Below are 17,556 nucleotides of genomic sequence, written 5' to 3' on the forward strand. Positions count from 1 at the left end.
CTTGGTCATGAGCGTTCGGTCGAGAGTTGGTGGGACGCGCCGTTCTCCGCCTTGGTCAACAGGTCCCGGAACCGGCCCGCGCCGGCGATTGGCGAGGCCCACCCGGCCGAGGTCTCCACGAGCCGGGTCTCCGGTCGCTCCAACCAGGACAGGATCCGCTCGGTCTCCTCGGCGGTGGCGGCCGGCACCGGACCGTGCCCGGGCAGGACCGTCTCGGCGGTGGCCCGGATCGCGTTGATCGTCGGTCGCGGGTGGACACCCGGCGGGGACACCCCGGCCCCGGCCAGCCGGCCGTGCCGGACCAGGGCCAGCTCCCAGCCGCCCCGGGCGGCCGGGCGGGCGGCGGCCAGCTCGGCGATGCCGGTCAGCGCGGCCAGCCGCTGCATCCGGACCGCCGCGCGCAGCACCGCGGCGAGCCGGCCGCGGACCACCGCGGCCTCCTCATAGCGCCGGGCGCCGGAGAGCACCTCGATCCGGGCCAGCAGGGCGTCCACCACCACCTGCGGGTCGTCCCGGGTGGCGGTGCGGAACGGGACGGCGGCGCGCTGGTCGTACTCCTCCGGGGTGATCCGGTGCTCGCAGGGCGCCGGGCAGCGACCCAGCTCGGCCAGCGCGCAGGCCGGCATGGTGGTGCGCCGGGACAGCCGGTGCGTGCACTGCCGCAGCGGCACCGCGTCGTGGAACCCGGCGGCGGCCAGCTCGGCGGCCTGCTTGGAGCGGAAGGGGCCCAGGTAGGCCGAGTCGGTGGGGGCCAGGTCGCGCACGATCGACAACCGCGGGTACGCCTCGTCGGTCAGCTTCAGCCAGACCTGGCGCTCGGGATACTTCGACCGCCGGTTGTACGGCGGCGCGTGCGCGGCGATCAGCCGCAGCTCGCGCACCTCGGCCTCCAGGGAGTGGGCGCACTCGACGGCCTCCACCCGCTCGGCTGCGGCCAGCATCTCCGAGATCCGGGCCCGCTTCTCGCCGGCGGTGAAGTAGCTGCGCACCCGGGTGGCGATGTCGCCGGAGGTGCCGACGTAGAGCGGCCGGTCGTCGGCGGCCCGGAAGATGTAGACGCCGGGCACCTTCGGCAGCCCCTCGGCGAGGTGCCGCTTGCGGCGCTGGGTGGGGGTGACCGCCCGGGCGAACTCGATGGCCTCGCCGACGGTGTCGACCCGGTGCCCGCCGAGCCGGCCGATCAGCCCGTGCAGCACGTCGACGGTCGCCTTGGCGTCGTCGAGCGCCCGGTGGGTCGGCTGGGTGGCGGTGCGGAAGTAGGCCGCCAGGGTGCCCAGCTTGCGGTTGGGCACCTCGTCGCGGGTGAGCACCCGGCGGGCCAGCGCGGCGGTGTCCAGCACGCGCGGGTTGGGCCAGGGGTAGCCGTGCCGGGCACACGCGGCCTTGAGGAAGCCCACGTCGTAGGGGGCGTTGTGCGCCACCAGCACGGCGTCGGTGATGAACTCCAGGAAGCTCGGCAGCACCTGCTCGATCGGCGGGGCGGGGAGCAGCATGGCCTGGGTGATGCCGGTCAGCACGGTGATGAACGGCGGGATCGGCACCCCCGGGTTGACCAGGGTGGCGAGCACGCCCAGCTCCTCGCCGCCGCGCACCTTCACGGCGCCGATCTCGGTGATCCCGCCGCCGTCCGGCGCGCCGCCGGTGGTCTCCAGGTCGACCACCACGAAGGTGGTCGCGTAGAGCGGCAGCGCGGGGTCGACCCCCGTGCCCGCCGCCCGGTCCAGGCCGGCCAGCGCCTCCTGGACGTACTCCGCTCGCGTCACCCGCGGCACGCTAGCGGCGGGGTCCGACACTCCCGTCCCACCAGTACCAATCGCTACCACGGCGGTAGGATGAGAGATCGGCTCACTCACCGGGCGGTGGGCCCGTTCGGGGTGGGAGACTTGCCACATGCCCCTCACCGAGCCGCACGACGACCACTCCTCCGCGGAGGAGCCGGTGGTCGGCGCGCACGACGCCGGTGAGAGCCCCTCGGCCCCGCTGGAGCCGGAGCCGACCCTGCCCGAGCCGGTCCGGCAGCGGATCGTGGCGCTCACCGCCGCGGTGCTGCCCGGCCTGGCCGCCGACGAGGTGCCGGTGCCGCTGCGCCGGGTGGCGAAGTTCGCCCCCAACCGGCGCGCCCGGCTCGGCGCTCCGGCCATCGCCGCCCAGCTCACCGCCGACCCGCTGTTCCGGCAGCGGGTCACCGCCCGGGTGCTCACCGACGCCGGCGACCTCGGCGCGGCAGTGGTGGAGGGCACCGCCCCGGCCGCGGCCGACCCGGTCGAGGTGGCCGCCCTGGCCTACCTGGCCCGGCCCCGCGGCTGGCGGGAGCTGATCGAGGCCAGCGGCGCCGCGGTGCGCGCCGAGGCGGACAGCGCGGTGGTGGCCGAGCTGGTCCGTGAGGCCGAGCAGCGGGCCACCCGCGCCGAGCACGACCGGGCGGTGGCCCGGGTAGAGGCGGAGAAGCTCCGCGACGAGCTGGCCCGGGTCCGCGAGGAGCTGGGTCAGCTCCGCGAGGAGGCGCGCCAGCTCACCCGTACCCTCCGGGAGACCCAGGCCCGGGAGCGCAAGGCCACCGAGATGCTGGCCACCGAGCGGGGCCGGGCGGCCCGCGCGGCGGCCGACGCGGACGCGGAGCTGCGCCGCGCCCGGGCCCGGCTGGCCGAGGCGGAGGCCGCGGCGGGGGTGGCCCGGGTCAGCGCCAAGGAGGCCCGCTCGGTCGACGAGGCGAAGCTCTGGCTGCTGCTGGAGACGATCGGCCAGGCGGCCGTCGGGCTCCGCCGCGAGCTGGCCCTGGACCCGGTGGAGAAGCTGCCCGCCGACTTCGTGGCCGACGCGTTCGCCGACCAGTCGGCGGCCACCCCGGCCGGTGCCGCGGCCCGGGCGCGGGACACCGACGACCCGGCCCGGCTCGACCAGCTGCTCGCCCTGCCCAAGGCGCACCTGGTGGTGGACGGTTACAACGTCACCAAGCGGGGCTTCGGCGAGATGTCGCTGGAGCAGCAGCGCAAGCGGTTGATCAGCGGGCTGGGCGGGATCGCCGCGCAGACCGGCGACGAGGTCACCGTCGTCTTCGACGGCGCCGAGCGCATCCACGGGCTGCCGCCCACCCCGCGCGGGGTGCGGGTGCTCTTCTCCCGCAAGGGGGAGACGGCGGACGAGCTGATCCGCCGGCTGGTCCGCGCCGAGCCGGCCGGCCGGCCGGTGGTGGTGGTCTCCTCCGACCGCGAGGTCGCCGACGGGGTGCGCCGGCACGGCGCCTACCCGCTCGGGGCCGACTCGCTGCTGCGGCGGCTCGCCCGGTCCTGAGGCCGATGATCGTATTCGGGGTGGGTGCTGCCTCGTTGTCCGGTTCTGTCATACCCCCGGCCTAGCCTCGTGGTGACCGACGGTGGTGGCCGGCTCTCCGTTCCGCCACCGGCCACGCGTCAGGAGGCGTTGATGCTCATCGACTGCGACACCTGCGGGATCCGCGGCGCCGGGTGCTCCGGCTGCCTGGTGACCGCGCTGCTCGACACCGGCGCCGCGGCGGCCGACCTGGGCCCCGCCGAGCACCGGGCGATCGAGGTGTTCGCCCGGGCCGGGTTCGAGGTGCAGGTGCTGCCCGCCCCGCCCGCTCCCCGGAAGCCGGTCCGCCGCCGCCGGGTCGCCTGATCCCCCGCGGCACCGCGGCCACCCGGCCCGCGCCGGGCCTTAGGATGGGCCCTCACGGCGGGAGGGGAGCGGCATGACTCGGGTACGGCGGGTGGGGCGGTGACCCCGCGCGGCTGGGCGGTGCTGACCCTGGCCGGACTGGCCGTGGCGCTGCTCGTCGCCGCGGCCCTGCTCGTGCCGTGGAGCCGGCCACCGGCGCCCCGCGCCGACCAGCTCGCGGCGCTGCGCGCGCTCCCCGTCGACCAGGTGGCCCGGGGCCGGGCCTTCCACGGCGCGCTGCGCCCGGCCGGCTGGTCGGCGCTCGCCGTCGGCCTGGTGGTGGCCCTGCTGCTCGGGCTCACCCCGCTCGGCGGGCGCCTGGTCGAGCTGGCCGGCCGGCCCTTCGGCGGCCACTGGGCGGCCCAGGCGGTGCTCGGCGGGCTGGCCGTGATGTTCCTCGCCGACCTGCTCACCCTGCCCTTCGCCGCCTGGCGGCAGACCGTGCTGAACCGCTACGGGCTGAGCACCCAGGGCTGGGGCGGCTGGGCTGTCGACCTGCTCAAGTCGTACGCGGTCAGCGCGGTCATCGGCGCGCTCGTCCTGCTCGGGTTCTACACGGTGGTCCGGCTCTCGCCGCGCTGGTGGTGGGCGTTCGGCGCGGCCGGCGCCGCCGCCCTCGTGGTGCTGCTGTCGTTCGTGCTGCCGGTGCTTGTCGAGCCGGTGTTCAACCGGTTCACCCCCATGGAGCCCGGCCCGCTGCGCACCGAGCTGACCAGCCTGGCCGCCCGTGACGGCGTGCCGGTACGCGACGTGCTGGTCGCCGACGCCTCGCGGCGGACCCGGGCGGTCAACGCGTACGTCTCCGGGTTGGGGCCGACCCGGCGGGTGGTCGTCTACGACACCCTGCTGCGCGAGGCCGACCCGGCGGAGGTGACGAGCGTGGTCGCCCACGAGCTGGGGCACGCCAAGGACCGGGACGTCTGGACGGGCACGCTCACCGGGGCGCTGGGCGCCGCCGCCGCGGTGGTGGCGCTCTACCTGATCGGCTCCTGGACGCCGCTGCTGCGGCTGGCCGGCGTCGACTCGATCGCCCAGCCCCGGGCGTTCCCGCTGCTGATCGCGCTGGTCACGGTCGCGGGCCTGGTGGCCACGCCGGTGCAGGCGCTGGTCTCCCGGCGGGTGGAGGCCCGCGCCGACGCGCACGCGCTGGCGCTCACCGGCGACCCGGTCACCTTCGAGGCGATGCAGCGCCGGCTGGCCGGGGTCAACCTGGCCGACCCCGACCCGCCGCGCTGGGAGTACCTCTGGTCGGCGTCCCACCCGTCCACCGTGGAGCGGATGGCCGCCGCCCGCGCCTACGCCAGGGAGTCCGGCGGATGAGCCGCACCTTGCTGATCACCAACGACTTCCCGCCCCGCCCCGGCGGCATCCAGTCGTTCGTGCACCACCTGGCGGTGCGCCAGCCACCGGGCTCCGTGGTGGTCTACGCGTCGAGCTGGCGCGGCGCGGCCAAGTTCGACGCGGACCAGCCGTTCGAGGTGGTCCGGGAGCGCACCAAGGTGCTGCTGCCCACCCCGCTGGTGGCCCGCCGGGCGGCGCGGCTGGCGCGGGCGTACGACTGCGACACGGTGTGGTTCGGCGCGGCGGCCCCGCTGGGGCTGCTCGCGGCGGGGCTGCGGCGGCGGACCGGGATCCGCCGGGCGGTGGCGCTCACCCACGGGCACGAGGCCGGCTGGGCCGCGCTGCCCGGCGCCCGGTCGGCGCTGCGCCGGATCGGCCGCGGTGTGGACGTCACCACCTACCTCGGTGAGTACACCCGGGTCCGGCTGGCCCGGGTGCTCGACGGGGTGACCGAGCTGCGCCGGCTCGCGCCGGGCGTCGACGTGGACACCTACCACCCGGGCGTCGACGGCGAACGGGTGCGGCTGCGGCTGGGGCTGGCCGACCGGCCGGTGGTGGTGTGCGTGTCGCGCCTGGTCCCGCGCAAGGGGCAGGACATGCTCATCCGGGCGATGCCGGAGATCCGCCGCCGGGTGCCGGACGCCGCGCTGCTGGTCGTCGGCGGCGGCCCCTACCGGGCGACGCTGGAGAAGCTGGCCCGGCAGACCGGTGTGGAACGCGACGTGGTGTTCACCGGGTCGGTGCCCTCGGCCGAGCTGCCCGCCCACTACGCGGCCGGCGACGTCTACGCGATGCCCTGCCGCACCCGCAACCGCGGCCTGGATGTCGAGGGCCTGGGGATCGTCTACCTGGAGGCCAGCGCGACCGGGCTGCCGGTGGTGGCCGGCGACTCCGGCGGCGCGCCGGACGCGGTCCGCGAGGGCGAGACCGGTTACGTGGTCCGCGGCCGGGACGTGGCCCAGCTCGCCGACCGGGTGGCGACCCTGCTCGCCGACCGGGACCTGGCCCGCCAGTTCGGCGCGGCCGGCCGGGCCTGGGTGGAGCGCGAGTGGCGCTGGGAGACCCAGGCCGAGCGGATGGCCGCCCTGCTCGCCGGCTGACCCACGGGCGGGCCGCCAGGCCGGAGCGGTCCGAGGCCGGCGGCCCCGGCGTCGGGCCGGGGCCGCCACGTGAAGCGGGTGGTCAGGTGCGGGCGAGGGCCGGCTCCGCCGCGACCGGCCGCGGCGACCGGCGGGCCAGCCGCCCCGGCCACCAGGTGCGCGCGCCGAGGTCCAGGGTCAGCGCCGGGATCAGCAGGCTGCGCACCAGCAGGGTGTCGAGCAGGATGCCCAGCGCCACGATGACGCCCATCTGCACCGACGGCACCAGCGGCAGCACCAGCAGCGCGCCGAAGGTGGCGGCCAGCACCACGCCCGCGCTGGTGATCACCCCGCCGGTGACGGCGAGCGCGCGCAGCACGCCCGGCCGGTGCCCGATCCGGGCGACCTCCTCGCGGGCCCGGGTCATCAGGAAGATGGTGTAGTCCACACCGAGCGCCACCAGGAACAGGAACGCCTGCAACGGGACCCCGACGAAGAGCCGGGGGTGGCCCAGGGCGTCGAGCACCAGCCCGGCCGCACCCATGGCAGCCGCGTACGACAGCACCACGCTGGCCATCAGCAGCAGCGGCGCGACCAGCGACCGCAGCAGCAGCACGAGGATGACCAGGACGACCGCGAGCACCAGCGGGATGACCACCCGGTTGTCCCGGTTCACCGTGCGTTCCTCGTCGAGCAGCGTGGCCGTCCGCCCCCCGACCAGGGCCCGCGCGTCGGGCACCGCGTGCACGGCTGCTCGCAGCCGGGTCACCGTGTCCCGGGCGGCGTCGCTGTCCGGCGCGCCGGCGAGCACGGCCGGCACCCGGACCCACCGGCCGTCCGCCGAGGGCTCGGGCGCGCCCACCTCGGCGACCCCGGGCACCGCGCGGGCGGCGGCCACCACCCGGTCGGCCGTACCGGCGGCGGCCAGGATCTCGGCCGGCGCTGCCGAGCCGCCCGGGTAGTGGGCGGCGATCAGCCGCTGGCCGGCGACCGAGCCGACCTCGGTGGTGAACGACTCGTCGTCGGGAAGGCCCAGGCCGAGGTTGCCGATGCCCAGGGCCAGCGCGGCCAGCGCGGCGGCGGTGCCGAGCCAGACCGCCCGGGGCCGGCCGGCGACCAGGCCGGCGATCCGCCGCCACACCCCGTGGTCGGCGGCGCGGTCGCGGGTGTCGGCGCCGGGTGTGTACCGGGGCACGAACGGCCAGAACAGCCACCTGCCGCACAGCACCAGCACTGCGGGCAGCAGGGTGGTCATGGCCAGCAGCGCCGCGGCGATGCCGACCGCGCCGACCGGGCCCAGGCCGCGGGTGGCCGGCAGATCGGCCGCGAGCAGGCAGAGCAGTCCGATCGCGACGGTCGCCGCCGACGCGCAGACCGCGCCGGCCGAGCGGCGCAGCGCGACCGCCATGGCGGCGTGCCGGTCGGCGTGCCGGCGCAGCTCCTCCCGGTAGCGGGCGATGAGCAGCAGGGCGTAGTCCACGCCGACGCCGAAGACCAGCACGGTGAGGATGGTCTGGCTCTGGAAGTCGACGGCCAGCCCGGCGTGCCGGGCCAGCAGGTAGACCACCGCCCCGGCGAGCTGGTTGGCCACGGCCACCGCGACGAGCGGGATCAGCCACAGCACCGGGCTGCGGTAGGTGACAAGCAGGAGCAGGGCGACGGTGAGCGCGGTGGCCAGCAGCAGCGCGCCGTCCATCCCGTCGAACGCGTCGAAGACGTCGTGCTCGGCAGCCGCCTCTCCGGTCAGCGCGGTCCGCAGGCCGGGCGGCGCGCCGTCGGCCAGCCGGTCCTTGAGCGCGCCGACCGCGTCGGCGCGCCGCTCGTCGTCCAGGCTGACCGGTAGGGAGAGCAGCAGCGCCCGACCGTCGGCGGAGGCCACCGGCGGGGACACCGCCCCGCCGTCCGCGTACGCGGCGAAGGCGGCGCGGTCGGCGTCGACCCGGGCCCGGTCGGCCGGGGTGAGCCCGGTGTCGCGGACGTAGACGGCGATGGCGAGCGGGTGCCGCGAGCCGGGGAAGGCCGTCTCGGCGCGCTGCACGGCCCGGCTGCTCTCGGCGCCGGCCGGCAGCGCGCCGAGCGTCGAGTTGTCCTGGACCTCGCCGAGCTTGACGGCGAGCGGGCCGGCCGCCACGAGCAGCGCCAGCCAGAGCAGGAGGACCGCGTACTTGCCGCGGCGGCCGGCGGGCAGGCCGGCCAGGCGATGCGGGGACATCCGAGTTCCCTTTCGTCGTCACGGTTGCGGGGTCGGCGACCCCGCCTTCGATCCTTCGGTCCGGGCCGGCGCGGGTCAGGGGTGCCAGCGCGCCGCCCCGGGTGGTGCCAGCACCACCGATCCGGCGGGGACAGTGCCGCAGAATGGGCCCGTGGACGGCGTACGCGGACTGCTCCGCACCTGGATCCGGCCCGGCGCGGTCACCGCCGCGCAGGGGCTGCTGATCGCCCTGCTGGCGTTGGCCACGCACGTCGCGCTCTTCGTGCTGTCCCTGGTGTCGCTGCTGCTGATCCCGGTGTTCGGCGTGGGGTTCGCGCTATTCCCGGTGGTCACCGCGCTGGTCCGGCTCTGCGTCGGTCTGCACCGCCGGCTGGCCCGGTGGGGCGGGACGGAGATGGCCACGCCCTACCTGCCGGCCCCGGCGGGCGCGCAGTTCGGCACCTGGCGGCGGTTCCGCTGGGTGGTGAGCGACCCGGCCACCTGGCGTGACCTGTCCTGGCTGCTGCCCGGCGCGGTTACCGGCGCGGTCTGCCTGGCCGCCTTCGTCCTGCCGGTGTACGGCCTGGAGGGCCTGCTCGGGGTCCCGCTGGTGCTGCACCTGACCGTCGGCTTCGGCTACGGCCCGTTCTGGCCGATCGACAACCTCGTCGAGGCGCTGCTCTGCTTCCCGCTGGGCGCACTGTTCCTGGTCGGCGGAGTGGCCGCGGGGCGCTGGCTGGTCTGGGTCCACCTGGCCTTCGCCCGGTTCTTCCTGCCGCCCACCCGCACGGCCGAGCTGGCGCTACGGGTCCGCCAGCTCACCGTCACCCGCGCCGAGACGGTGGACGCGCAGGCGGCCGAGCTGCGGCGGATCGAGCGGGACCTGCACGACGGTGCGCAGGCCCGGATCGTCGCGCTGAGCATGAGCATCGGCCTGGCCGAGCAGCTCGTGGGGGACGACCCGGAGGCGGTGCGGCGGCTGCTCGCCGAGGCGCGGGAGACCAGCGGGCAGGCCCTGGCGGAGCTGCGCGGGCTGGTACGCGGCATCCACCCGCCGGTGCTCGCCGAGCGCGGCCTGGCGGGCGCCGTACGCGCGCTGGCGCTGGCCGTGCCGCTGCCGGTGGCGGTGACCGTCGACCTGCCGGGCCGCCCGGCCGCCCCGGTGGAGTCCGCCGCGTACTTCGCGGTGGCCGAGGGGCTGGCGAACGTGAGCAAGCACAGCGGGGCGTCCCGGGCCTGGGTCGAGCTGGGTCACAGCGACGGGCGGCTGACCATCGTGGTCGGTGACGACGGGCGGGGCGGGGCCGACGCGGCGGCGGGCGGCGGCCTGGCGGGGATGGGGCGTCGCCTGGCCGCGTTCGATGGGACGATGGTGGTGACCAGTCCGGCCGGTGGGCCCACCGTCATCGCCATGGAGCTGCCGTGCGAGTTGTCATCGCCGAGGATCTCGCCCTCCTCCGGGACGGGCTGATCCGCATCCTGGAGGCGTTCGGCTGCCAGGTGGTCGCGGCCGTCGACAACGGACCGTCGGTGCTGCCCGCGCTGACCGCGCACCGCCCGGACGTCGCGGTGCTCGACGTGCGGCTGCCGCCCACCTTCACCGACGAGGGGTTGCAGGCCGCCATCCGAGCCCGCGCCGAGATCCCCGGGCTGCCGATCCTGGTGCTGTCCCAGCACGTCGAGCAGCTCTACGCCCGGGAGCTGCTCTCCGACCGCCTCGGCGGGGTGGGCTACCTGCTCAAGGACCGGGTGTCCCACGTGGACCAGTTCGTCGACGCGGTGCGCCGGGTGGCCGCCGGCGGCACGGTGATGGACCCGGAGGTGGTCGCCCAGTTGCTGGCCAGCCGGTCCGGGGCGGGGCCGCTGGACGAGCTGACCGCCCGGGAGCGGGAGGTGCTCGGCCTGATGGCCGAGGGCCGGTCCAACGCGGCGGTCGCGGCCCGGCTCTTCGTCACCGAGAAGGCGGTCAACAAGCACATCAACAACATCTTCAGCAAGCTGCGGATGCCGCCGTCCGGCGACGACAACCGGCGGGTGCTGGCCGTGCTGGCGTACCTGCACGGTGAGGACGGCCGCCGGCCGCGCACCCCGGCCTGACCGGGCTCAGGAGACGCTGTCGGTCAGGGCGGGGGAGCGGCGCAGGTGCGGCACGGCCGGTCCGGGGCGGCCGAAGTGCCAGCCCTGCCCGGCGTCGCAGCCGATCGCGCGCAGCCGGTCCGCCTGGTCGGCGGTCTCCACCCCCTCGGCGGTGACGGTCAGGCCGAGGGCGTGCGCCAGGGAGACCAGCGAGGCGAGGATCCGCTCGTCGGTGCGGCTGCCCGGGTCGTCGGCCGGTGCGCGCAGCCCGGCCACGAACTCGCCGGCCACCTTCAGCTCGCTCACCGGCAGGTCCCGCAGGTACGCCAGGTTGCAGTAGCCGGTGCCGAAGTCGTCGATGGCGACCCGGACGCCGAGGTCGGCCAGCACCCGCAGGGCACGGACCGGCTCCGCCACGGTGCTCATCATGGTGCTCTCGGTGATCTCCAGTTGCAGCCGTTCGGGGGGCAGGCCGGTGCGCCCGAGCACGCCCTGCACCTCCTGCACCAGCCCGGGCCGGTGCAGCTGGCGGACGGCCAGGTTGACGCTCACGAACGGGGCGTCGGCCGCCCCGGCCGCCCAGGTTCCCGCCTCGCGGCACGCCTCGGCGAGCACCCAGCTGCCGAGCCGGACGATCAGGCCGGTCTCCTCGGCGAGCGGGATGAAGCTGTCCGGGCGGAGCACGCCCAGCTCCGGGTGGCGCCAGCGGACCAGCGCCTCCATGCCGACCACCCGGCCGTCGCGCAGCCCGGTCAGCGGCTGGTAGTCGAGGTAGAACTCGCCCCGGTCCAGCGCCGCGGGGATCGCGGCGGAGAGGGCGTAGCGGGCCAGCTCACGGCGGTTGCGGTCGGCGTCGAAGATCGACCAGCGGGCCCCGCCGGCCGCCTTGGCCCAGTGCAGGGTGCTGTCCGCCGCGCGCATCAGCTCCATCGGCGAGGTGCCGGCCACCTGCCGCTCCACGATGCCGATGCTGGCCGACACGGTCAGCTCGTGCCCCTCGACAAGCGCCGGCTCGCTCACCGCCGCCAGGGCCGCCTCGGCCACCTTGACCACGTCCTCGGTGCACCCGGTGCGCTCGACCAGGATGACGAACTCGTCGCCGCCGAGCCGGGCCACCAGGTGCTCGCCGAGCGCCCGCCGCAGCCGCCGCGCCACCGAGACCAGCAGCGAGTCGCCGACCTGGTGGCCGAGGGAGTCGTTGACGACTTTGAACCGGTCCAGGTCGAGGAAGCAGACCCCGATCCGGTCGGCACCCCGCCCGGGCGCGGTGATCGCGGTGGTGAGCCGCTCGGTGAACAGGGTGCGGTTGGGCAGGTCGGTCAGCGGGTCGTGGGTGGCCTGGTGCCGGAACCGGGCCTCGCTCTCCCGCAGCGCCCGTTCGGCCTGCGCCCGGGCCATCATGGCGGCCCGCCGGATGGCCTCCTGCTCGTCGAGCGTGCGGTCGCGCAGGGCGCGGGCGTACCCGGTGGCGACGGTGGCGAGCAGCCGGGCCATCCGGTCCTCGACGTCGTCGACGGCCAGGTCGAGGTCCCGCACCAGACGGAGCTGGATCACCTCGATGGTGCGGCCGAGCCCCTCGGCGGAGGCGATGTGCGCCTGCACCAGCTCGGCGCCGACCTGCTGGCCGATCCGCAGGTCGAACGGGTCGGCGCGCAGCGCCAGGGCCAGGCGCTCGGTGAGCCGCTGGAGCAGCGCCTCCAACTGGGCCTGGGTCATCGGCAGGTAGCTGGTTCCGGAGACCGCCTTGGCCCAGGCCCGGGCGAAGGCGCCGGGGCGGGGGCGGGTGGTGGCGGTGGCCCCGGTGTCACCCACCGAGCCGCCCGACCCCACCCATGAAGACCGCCTGCGCGGCGTTCTCCGCGTGCTCCGGGGCGTCCGGCCGCCACTCCGGCACCCACACCACGCCCGGCTCGACCAGGTCGAAGCCGGCGAACAGGGCGGCCAGCTCGGCCCGGCTGCGGATGAAGAGCTGGTTGTCGGTGCGCCGGTAGACCCGCTCGGCCTCGGCCCGCTCGCCGGTGCCGGCCCGGCCGTCGTCGCTGGCCTGCGACATCACCAGGTAGCTGCCGGGGGCCAGGGCCGCGCGCAGCGTCCGCAGGAACTCCTCCGGGCGGTCGGCGTCGGGGATGAAGTGCAGCACCGCCACGATCATCACGGCGACCGGCTGGGAGAAGTCCAGCAGCCGGAGGACGTCGGGATGGCGGAGGATCGCCTCGGGCCGGCGCAGGTCCTCCTGGACCACCGCGGCCCGGTCGTTGCCGGCCAGGATCTCCTGGCTGTGCGCCACGGCGACCGGGTCGACGTCGACGTAGACCACCCGGGACTCCGGGTCGATCCGCTGGGCGATCTCGTGCACGTTGCCGACGGTCGGGATGCCGGAGCCGATGTCGAGGAACTGGCGTACCCCGGAGTCGGCGAGGAACTGCACCGCCCGGCGCAGGAAGGCCCGGTTGGCCTGCGCCATCAGCGGGGCCTCCGGCACCGCCTCCACCATGGCTCGTGCCGCGGCCCGGTCGGCCGCGAAGTTGTGCGAGCCGCCGAGGTAGTAGTCGTACATGCGGGCCACGCTGGGGCGCTCGATGTCGATGGTCTCGGGTGCCCAGTCCGGCCGCTGCATGCGCTTGCCCCTTTGTGTCGGCGACGCGCGGGGGTCACCGCCGCGCGGATCACCCGGGTATTCTGCCCGCCCGGCGTCGCCGTGCAAAGACCGCCGTCGCTACGCGTCGGGCCCCTCACCGTACGCGGTCAGGGGCGCCCGGAATGCCGGAGAGGCCCGCGTCCGGGGTGCGGACGGGGGCCTCTCCGGCGTCGAGCTGGTGGGACGCCGTCAGAACTTCGGGGCGTCCGGGGCCTCCAGCAGCCCCAGCCGCAGCGCGGTCATCAGCGCCTGGGCGCGGTTGGCGGCGCCGAGCTTCTCGTAGAGCTTCGAGATGTGCGTCTTGGCGGTCGACTCGCTGACGAACAGCTGCTTGGCGATGCCGGCGACGCTCATGCCGTCGGCGAGCAGCCGCAGCACCTGACCCTCGCGGGGGGACAGCTGCGGGCCGGACGGGGCCAGCCGGCGCTTCATGGCCTCGGCCAGGTCGGCCGCGGTGAAGGCGCTGGGGGAGGAGGCGGCGTGCCGGGCGGCGGCCACCACCTCGTCGGCCGGGGCGGTCTTCGGCACGAACGCGCTGGCCCCCGCCTCCAGGGCACCGAAGAGCTGGTCGTCGCCGGCGTACATGGTGAGCACCACGATGCCCATCGACGCGCTGGACTTGCGCAGGGCGCGGGTGGCCTCGAGGCCGCTGCCGTCGGGCAGCCGCAGGTCCATGATCACTACGTCCGGCTGGAGCGCGCCGGCCTGGCGCACGCCCTCCGCGGCCGTGGCGGCCTCGCCCACGACCTCGAACTGCCGGTCCCGCTCGAAGGCGTGCCGCAGACCCTTACGGATCAGATCGTGATCGTCGACAAGGAGAACCTTGGTCCGGGTGGCCGGTGTCGGGCTGGTGGTCATCCTCGGGTTACTCCCCTTCTGCTGCTGCGCTGCCGCGCACCTTATCGCGCCGGGGCGAGGAGCCGAGTACCACCGCCACGGTCGTGCCGCTGGGTTGCCGCGGCCTGATCTCCAACCGGCCCCGGATACGTTCCGCCCTCTCGGCCATGATCGCAAGACCGTAGTGCCCGTCGGGGCGCTGGTCACCGATGCCGTGACCGTCATCCGACACTTCGATCTGGGCGTACGGGGGGTCCACCTCACACGTGACCCACAGATTCGCCGCCCCGGCGTGCTTGCGGGCGTTGGTCACCGCCTCCTGCGCGATGCGCAGCAGTTCGGCCTCGGTGGCGGCGGGCAGCCGGGCGGTGGACTCGTCCAGGGACAGGTGCACCCGCAGGCCGCCGGAGGCGCCGACGGTGCGCGCGTACTCGGCGATCGCGGCGGCCAGGCCACCGTGCCGGTCCACCTCGCTGCGCAGCTCAAACAGGCTCAGCCGCAGCTCGGTGATCACCCGGGTGACCTCCTGGCGCAGGGTGCGCAGCGAGTCGGCGGTCTCCTCGGCGTCGTCGTGCACCGTGGCCAGGGCGTTGTCGATGCCGTACCCGACCATCACCAGTTCCTGGGCGACCCCGTCGTGGATCTCCCGGGCCAGCCGCTGTCGCTCCTCGTTGGTGGCCAGTGAGCGCACCTCGTCGAAGAGCAGCGCGGCCTCCAGGCGCAGCGCGGCCGGGCCGGTCAGCGCGGTCACGCGGGACACCACCGGAGGCGGGTACGCGTGCGCGGTGTCCGCCTCGATCACCACCAGGCCGACCGTGCGCACCCCGGCGACCAGCGGCACGATCAGCGCCGAGACCTCACCCGAGGCCCGGGAACGGGCCTGCGAGCGGGCCGAGGTGGTCGGCTGCTGGCTGGCCCAGGCGTCGGCGATGGCCGAGTCGGCGTCGAGAGTGGTCTCCCAGTCGACCCGGTCCGCGCCGATCTGGGCGAGCACCACGAGCCGCCCGCCGCCGCTGGCCGACAGCACCGCCCCCCGGTCGGTCTTGGCCACCACCCGCAGCTCCTCCAGCAGGTGCTCGGAGATGCCGCCCGGGTCGAGGGTGGCGCCGGGCAGCTGGCGGGCGACCGTGCGGAGCTGGGTGAGCAGCCGGGTCGCCTCCGCGTACGGCTGGGGCTTGCCCTCGCCGCGGACCCGCATCACCCGCTGGAGCGTGCCGGCCGTGTAGAGGCCGAGGCCGGCCAGGATCAGCCACTGCGCGCAGACCGCCAGGTAGCCGAGCTGGCCGAGCTGCGGCTCACCGGCGACCTCGGTGAAGGCCGCGCTGACCAGCAGGGTGGCCGCCGCCACCACGAGCAGCGCCGCGCCCTCGCGGAACCGGCGGCGCAGCGCGGTCACGGTGACCGGCACGGCGAGGTACGGCAGCACCGCCGAGGCGCCCAGCCCGCCGGTCACCCCGGTGAGGTGGGTGTCGGCGGCGACCTGGCTGGCGGCCAGCCCGAGGACCATCACCTCGGCGAAGCGGCTGATCGGGGCGAGCAGCCGGTGCTGCGGGGCCAGCACGGCGGGCAGCCCGGCGACGCCGAGCAGGGCGATCCACCAGAGCTGGGTGGCGTCACGGGTGGCGAACAGGGTCAGGGCGGCGACCAGCGCGAGGATGACCACGCGCGCCGCGGCCGCCAGGGGCTGGGTCGGCGGCTGGCTGGGTGTCGAGGCGGGCACCTGACGGATGGTAGTCAGCCTCGGTAGATATCGGCGATCTCCGCCGCGTACGTCTTGTGCACGACCTGCCGCTTGACCTTGAGCGAGGGGGTCAGCTCGCCGGTCGCCTCGGTGAAGTCCTGCGGGAGGATCCGGAACACCTTGATCGCCTCGGCCTTGGAGACCGCCTGGTTGGCCTGGTCGACGGCGGCCTGCACCTCGGCCCGCAGCACCTCGTCCTCGCGCAGCTCGGCGGCGGTGGTGGTCTCCGGGCGGCCGTGCGCCGCCAGCCACTTCGGCAGTGCCTCCTCGTCGATGGTGACGAGCGCGGCGATGAACGGCTGCCGGTCGCCGACCACCACGCACTGGCTGACCAGCGGGTGTGCCCGGACCTGGTCCTCCAGCACCGCCGGGGCGACGTTCTTGCCGCCGGCGGTCACGATGATCTCCTTCTTGCGGCCGGTGATGGAGAGGTAGCCGTCCTCGTCGAGCCGGCCCAGGTCGCCCGTGCGGAACCAGCCGTCGGCGCTCACCGCCTCGGCGGTGGCCGCGTCGTTGTGCCAGTAGCCCTGGAAGACGATCTCCCCGGCGATCAGGACCTCGCCGTCGTCGTCGATCCGGATGGTGACGCCGGGCAGCGGCCGGCCGACGGTGCCGATCCGGGTGTGCCCGGGCAGGTTCGCGGCGGCGGCCGGCGCGGTCTCGGTGAGGCCGTAGCCCTCGCAGATGGTCACCCCGACGCCGCGGAAGAAGTGCCCGAGCCGGGCGCCGAGCGGGGCGCCGCCGGAGATCGCGTCCCGGCACCGGCCGCCCATCGCCGCGCGCAGCTTGCGGTAGACCAGCTTGTCGAAGAGCGCGTGCTGGGCGCGCAGGCCCAGGCCCGGCCCGTCGGGGGTCTCCAGCGCCTCGCTGTACGCGATGGCGACCTTCTCGGCCCGGTCGAAGATCTTGCCCTTGCCCTCGGCCTCGGCCTTCTGCCGCGCGCCGTTGTAGACCTTCTCGAAGACCCGGGGCACGGAGAGCACGAAGGTCGGCTTGAACTCCTGCAGCTCGCCGACCAGGTTCTTGGTGTCCGAGCAGTGCGCCATCGTGGCCCGCGCCTGCACCACGCCGACCTGGATGAGCCGGGCGAAGGCGTGCGCCAGCGGCAGGAAGAGCAGGGTGGAGGCGCCCTCGCGGAACAGGTTCGGCAGCACCGGCACGGCGTTGGCGATGTCGGCGTAGATGTTGCGGTGGGTCAGCACGCAGCCCTTGGGGCGGCCGGTGGTGCCACTGGTGTAGATGATGGTGGCGACGTCGTCGGCCTTGAGGGTGGAGCGGCGCACCTCGACCTCGGCGGGGTCGACCGACGCGCCGGCGGCGACGAGTTCGTCGACCGCGCCCAGCTCGATCTGCCAGACCTCGCGCAGCTCGGGCAGCCGGTCGCGGACCCCGGCGACCAGGGTGGCGTGCGCGGTGCTCTCCACCACGACGGCGACCGCGCCGGAGTCGGAGAGGATCCAGGCGGCCTGTTCGGCGCTGGAGGTCTCGTAGATCGGCACGGTGACCGCGCCGGCCGCCCAGATGGCGTAGTCGAGCAGCGTCCACTCGTAGCGGGTGCGGCTCATCAGGCCGACCCGGTCACCGGGCGAGACACCGGCCGCGACCAGGCCCCGGGCCACCGCGACGACCTCGTCGCGGAACTGGCGGCAGGTCACGTCGATCCAGGCGCCGCCCGTCCCCGCGGCGCGCCGGACGAACTGCACGGCGTCGGGGGCGACCTCGGCGTTGTCCCAGACCGGGTCGGTCAGGTTGGCCGCGTCGCCGACGGTGACGATCGGCGGAACGGAGAACTCGCGCACCTGCACTCCCTCGTGCTCGCACTGGCCGGGCCGGCCGTGGTCGGCTCAGTCGAAACCTACCCGCCCACCCCCGGGGATGAGGTAGGGAGGTTGCCTGCCCGGCAGGTGGGACACCGGCGCGCCCGCGACGGGCGGGGGTGGAGCGGCGCGCGCCCGCCCGTGGGCGGGTAGCCTCCCCC

Annotated in this window: 13 protein-coding genes; 6 read left to right on the forward strand and 7 right to left on the reverse strand. The window is 75.6% G+C overall.

Annotated elements, in window-relative coordinates; all coding sequences use genetic code 11:
• Positions 1-5: 5 nt before the first annotated feature.
• Positions 6-1,763 carry a DEDD exonuclease domain-containing protein gene (locus GA0070603_RS28315; RefSeq protein WP_091322382.1) on the reverse strand — a complete coding sequence of 586 codons (1,758 nt, stop codon included), beginning with the start codon at positions 1,761-1,763 and terminating at the stop codon, positions 6-8.
• Between the two features lie 127 nt (positions 1,764-1,890).
• On the opposite strand from GA0070603_RS28315, the gene GA0070603_RS28320 reads away from it, so the two are divergent.
• From GA0070603_RS28320 to GA0070603_RS28335, 4 genes are all read left to right on the forward strand, one after another.
• The gene (locus GA0070603_RS28320) at positions 1,891-3,291 is read left to right on the forward strand and encodes an NYN domain-containing protein (RefSeq protein ID WP_091320105.1); all 1,401 of its coding nucleotides are present in this window, start codon (positions 1,891-1,893) and stop codon (positions 3,289-3,291) included.
• A gap of 132 nt (positions 3,292-3,423) precedes the next feature.
• Complete coding sequence (locus tag GA0070603_RS28325; RefSeq protein ID WP_091320108.1) at positions 3,424-3,636, forward strand: hypothetical protein; 213 nt, start codon at positions 3,424-3,426, stop codon at positions 3,634-3,636.
• Between the two features lie 99 nt (positions 3,637-3,735).
• The gene (locus GA0070603_RS28330; protein ID WP_091320111.1) at positions 3,736-4,995 is read left to right on the forward strand and encodes a M48 family metallopeptidase; all 1,260 of its coding nucleotides are present in this window, start codon (positions 3,736-3,738) and stop codon (positions 4,993-4,995) included.
• On the forward strand, positions 4,992-6,116 hold the full coding sequence (locus GA0070603_RS28335) for a glycosyltransferase family 4 protein (protein ID WP_091320114.1): 1,125 nt from the start codon (positions 4,992-4,994) through the stop codon (positions 6,114-6,116). The genes GA0070603_RS28330 and GA0070603_RS28335 overlap by 4 nt, the downstream gene beginning before the upstream one ends.
• Before the next feature lie 82 nt (positions 6,117-6,198).
• Here GA0070603_RS28335 and GA0070603_RS28340 read toward each other — a convergent pair whose 3' ends face one another.
• Entirely contained in the window at positions 6,199-8,307 is a 2,109-nt protein-coding gene (locus GA0070603_RS28340) for an MMPL family transporter (protein ID WP_091320118.1), read from the reverse strand.
• Positions 8,308-8,458: 151 nt separating this feature from the next.
• Between GA0070603_RS28340 and GA0070603_RS28345 the strand changes: the two genes are divergently transcribed.
• Both GA0070603_RS28345 and GA0070603_RS28350 read left to right on the forward strand, forming a co-directional pair.
• Positions 8,459-9,757, forward strand: a complete 1,299-nt coding sequence (locus GA0070603_RS28345; protein WP_244282633.1) for a sensor histidine kinase — start codon at positions 8,459-8,461, stop codon at positions 9,755-9,757.
• The gene (locus tag GA0070603_RS28350) at positions 9,709-10,383 is read left to right on the forward strand and encodes a response regulator (protein ID WP_091320122.1); all 675 of its coding nucleotides are present in this window, start codon (positions 9,709-9,711) and stop codon (positions 10,381-10,383) included. The genes GA0070603_RS28345 and GA0070603_RS28350 overlap by 49 nt, the downstream gene beginning before the upstream one ends.
• Before the next feature lie 6 nt (positions 10,384-10,389).
• Here GA0070603_RS28350 and GA0070603_RS28355 read toward each other — a convergent pair whose 3' ends face one another.
• The 5 genes from GA0070603_RS28355 to GA0070603_RS28375 all read right to left on the reverse strand — a co-directional run bounded on the left by GA0070603_RS28355 (position 10,390) and on the right by GA0070603_RS28375 (position 17,377).
• Positions 10,390-12,078 (reverse strand): putative bifunctional diguanylate cyclase/phosphodiesterase, encoded by a 1,689-nt coding sequence (locus GA0070603_RS28355; RefSeq protein ID WP_244282762.1) that lies wholly within the window; start codon positions 12,076-12,078, stop codon positions 10,390-10,392.
• An 88-nt stretch (positions 12,079-12,166) separates the two neighbouring features.
• On the reverse strand, positions 12,167-12,979 hold the full coding sequence (locus GA0070603_RS28360; RefSeq protein ID WP_091320125.1) for an SAM-dependent methyltransferase: 813 nt from the start codon (positions 12,977-12,979) through the stop codon (positions 12,167-12,169).
• A 210-nt stretch (positions 12,980-13,189) separates the two neighbouring features.
• The gene (locus tag GA0070603_RS28365) at positions 13,190-13,858 is read right to left on the reverse strand and encodes a response regulator transcription factor (RefSeq protein ID WP_007072219.1); all 669 of its coding nucleotides are present in this window, start codon (positions 13,856-13,858) and stop codon (positions 13,190-13,192) included.
• Positions 13,859-13,865: 7 nt separating this feature from the next.
• On the reverse strand, positions 13,866-15,557 hold the full coding sequence (locus GA0070603_RS28370) for a sensor histidine kinase (protein WP_091320127.1): 1,692 nt from the start codon (positions 15,555-15,557) through the stop codon (positions 13,866-13,868).
• Between the two features lie 14 nt (positions 15,558-15,571).
• Positions 15,572-17,377, reverse strand: coding sequence for an AMP-dependent synthetase/ligase (locus GA0070603_RS28375; protein WP_091322394.1), 1,806 nt, complete (start codon positions 17,375-17,377; stop codon positions 15,572-15,574).
• Positions 17,378-17,556: the final 179 nt, after the last annotated feature.

It is taken from the genome of Micromonospora chersina (genome assembly GCF_900091475.1).
In the GTDB taxonomy this organism is placed as follows: domain Bacteria; phylum Actinomycetota; class Actinomycetes; order Mycobacteriales; family Micromonosporaceae; genus Micromonospora; species Micromonospora chersina.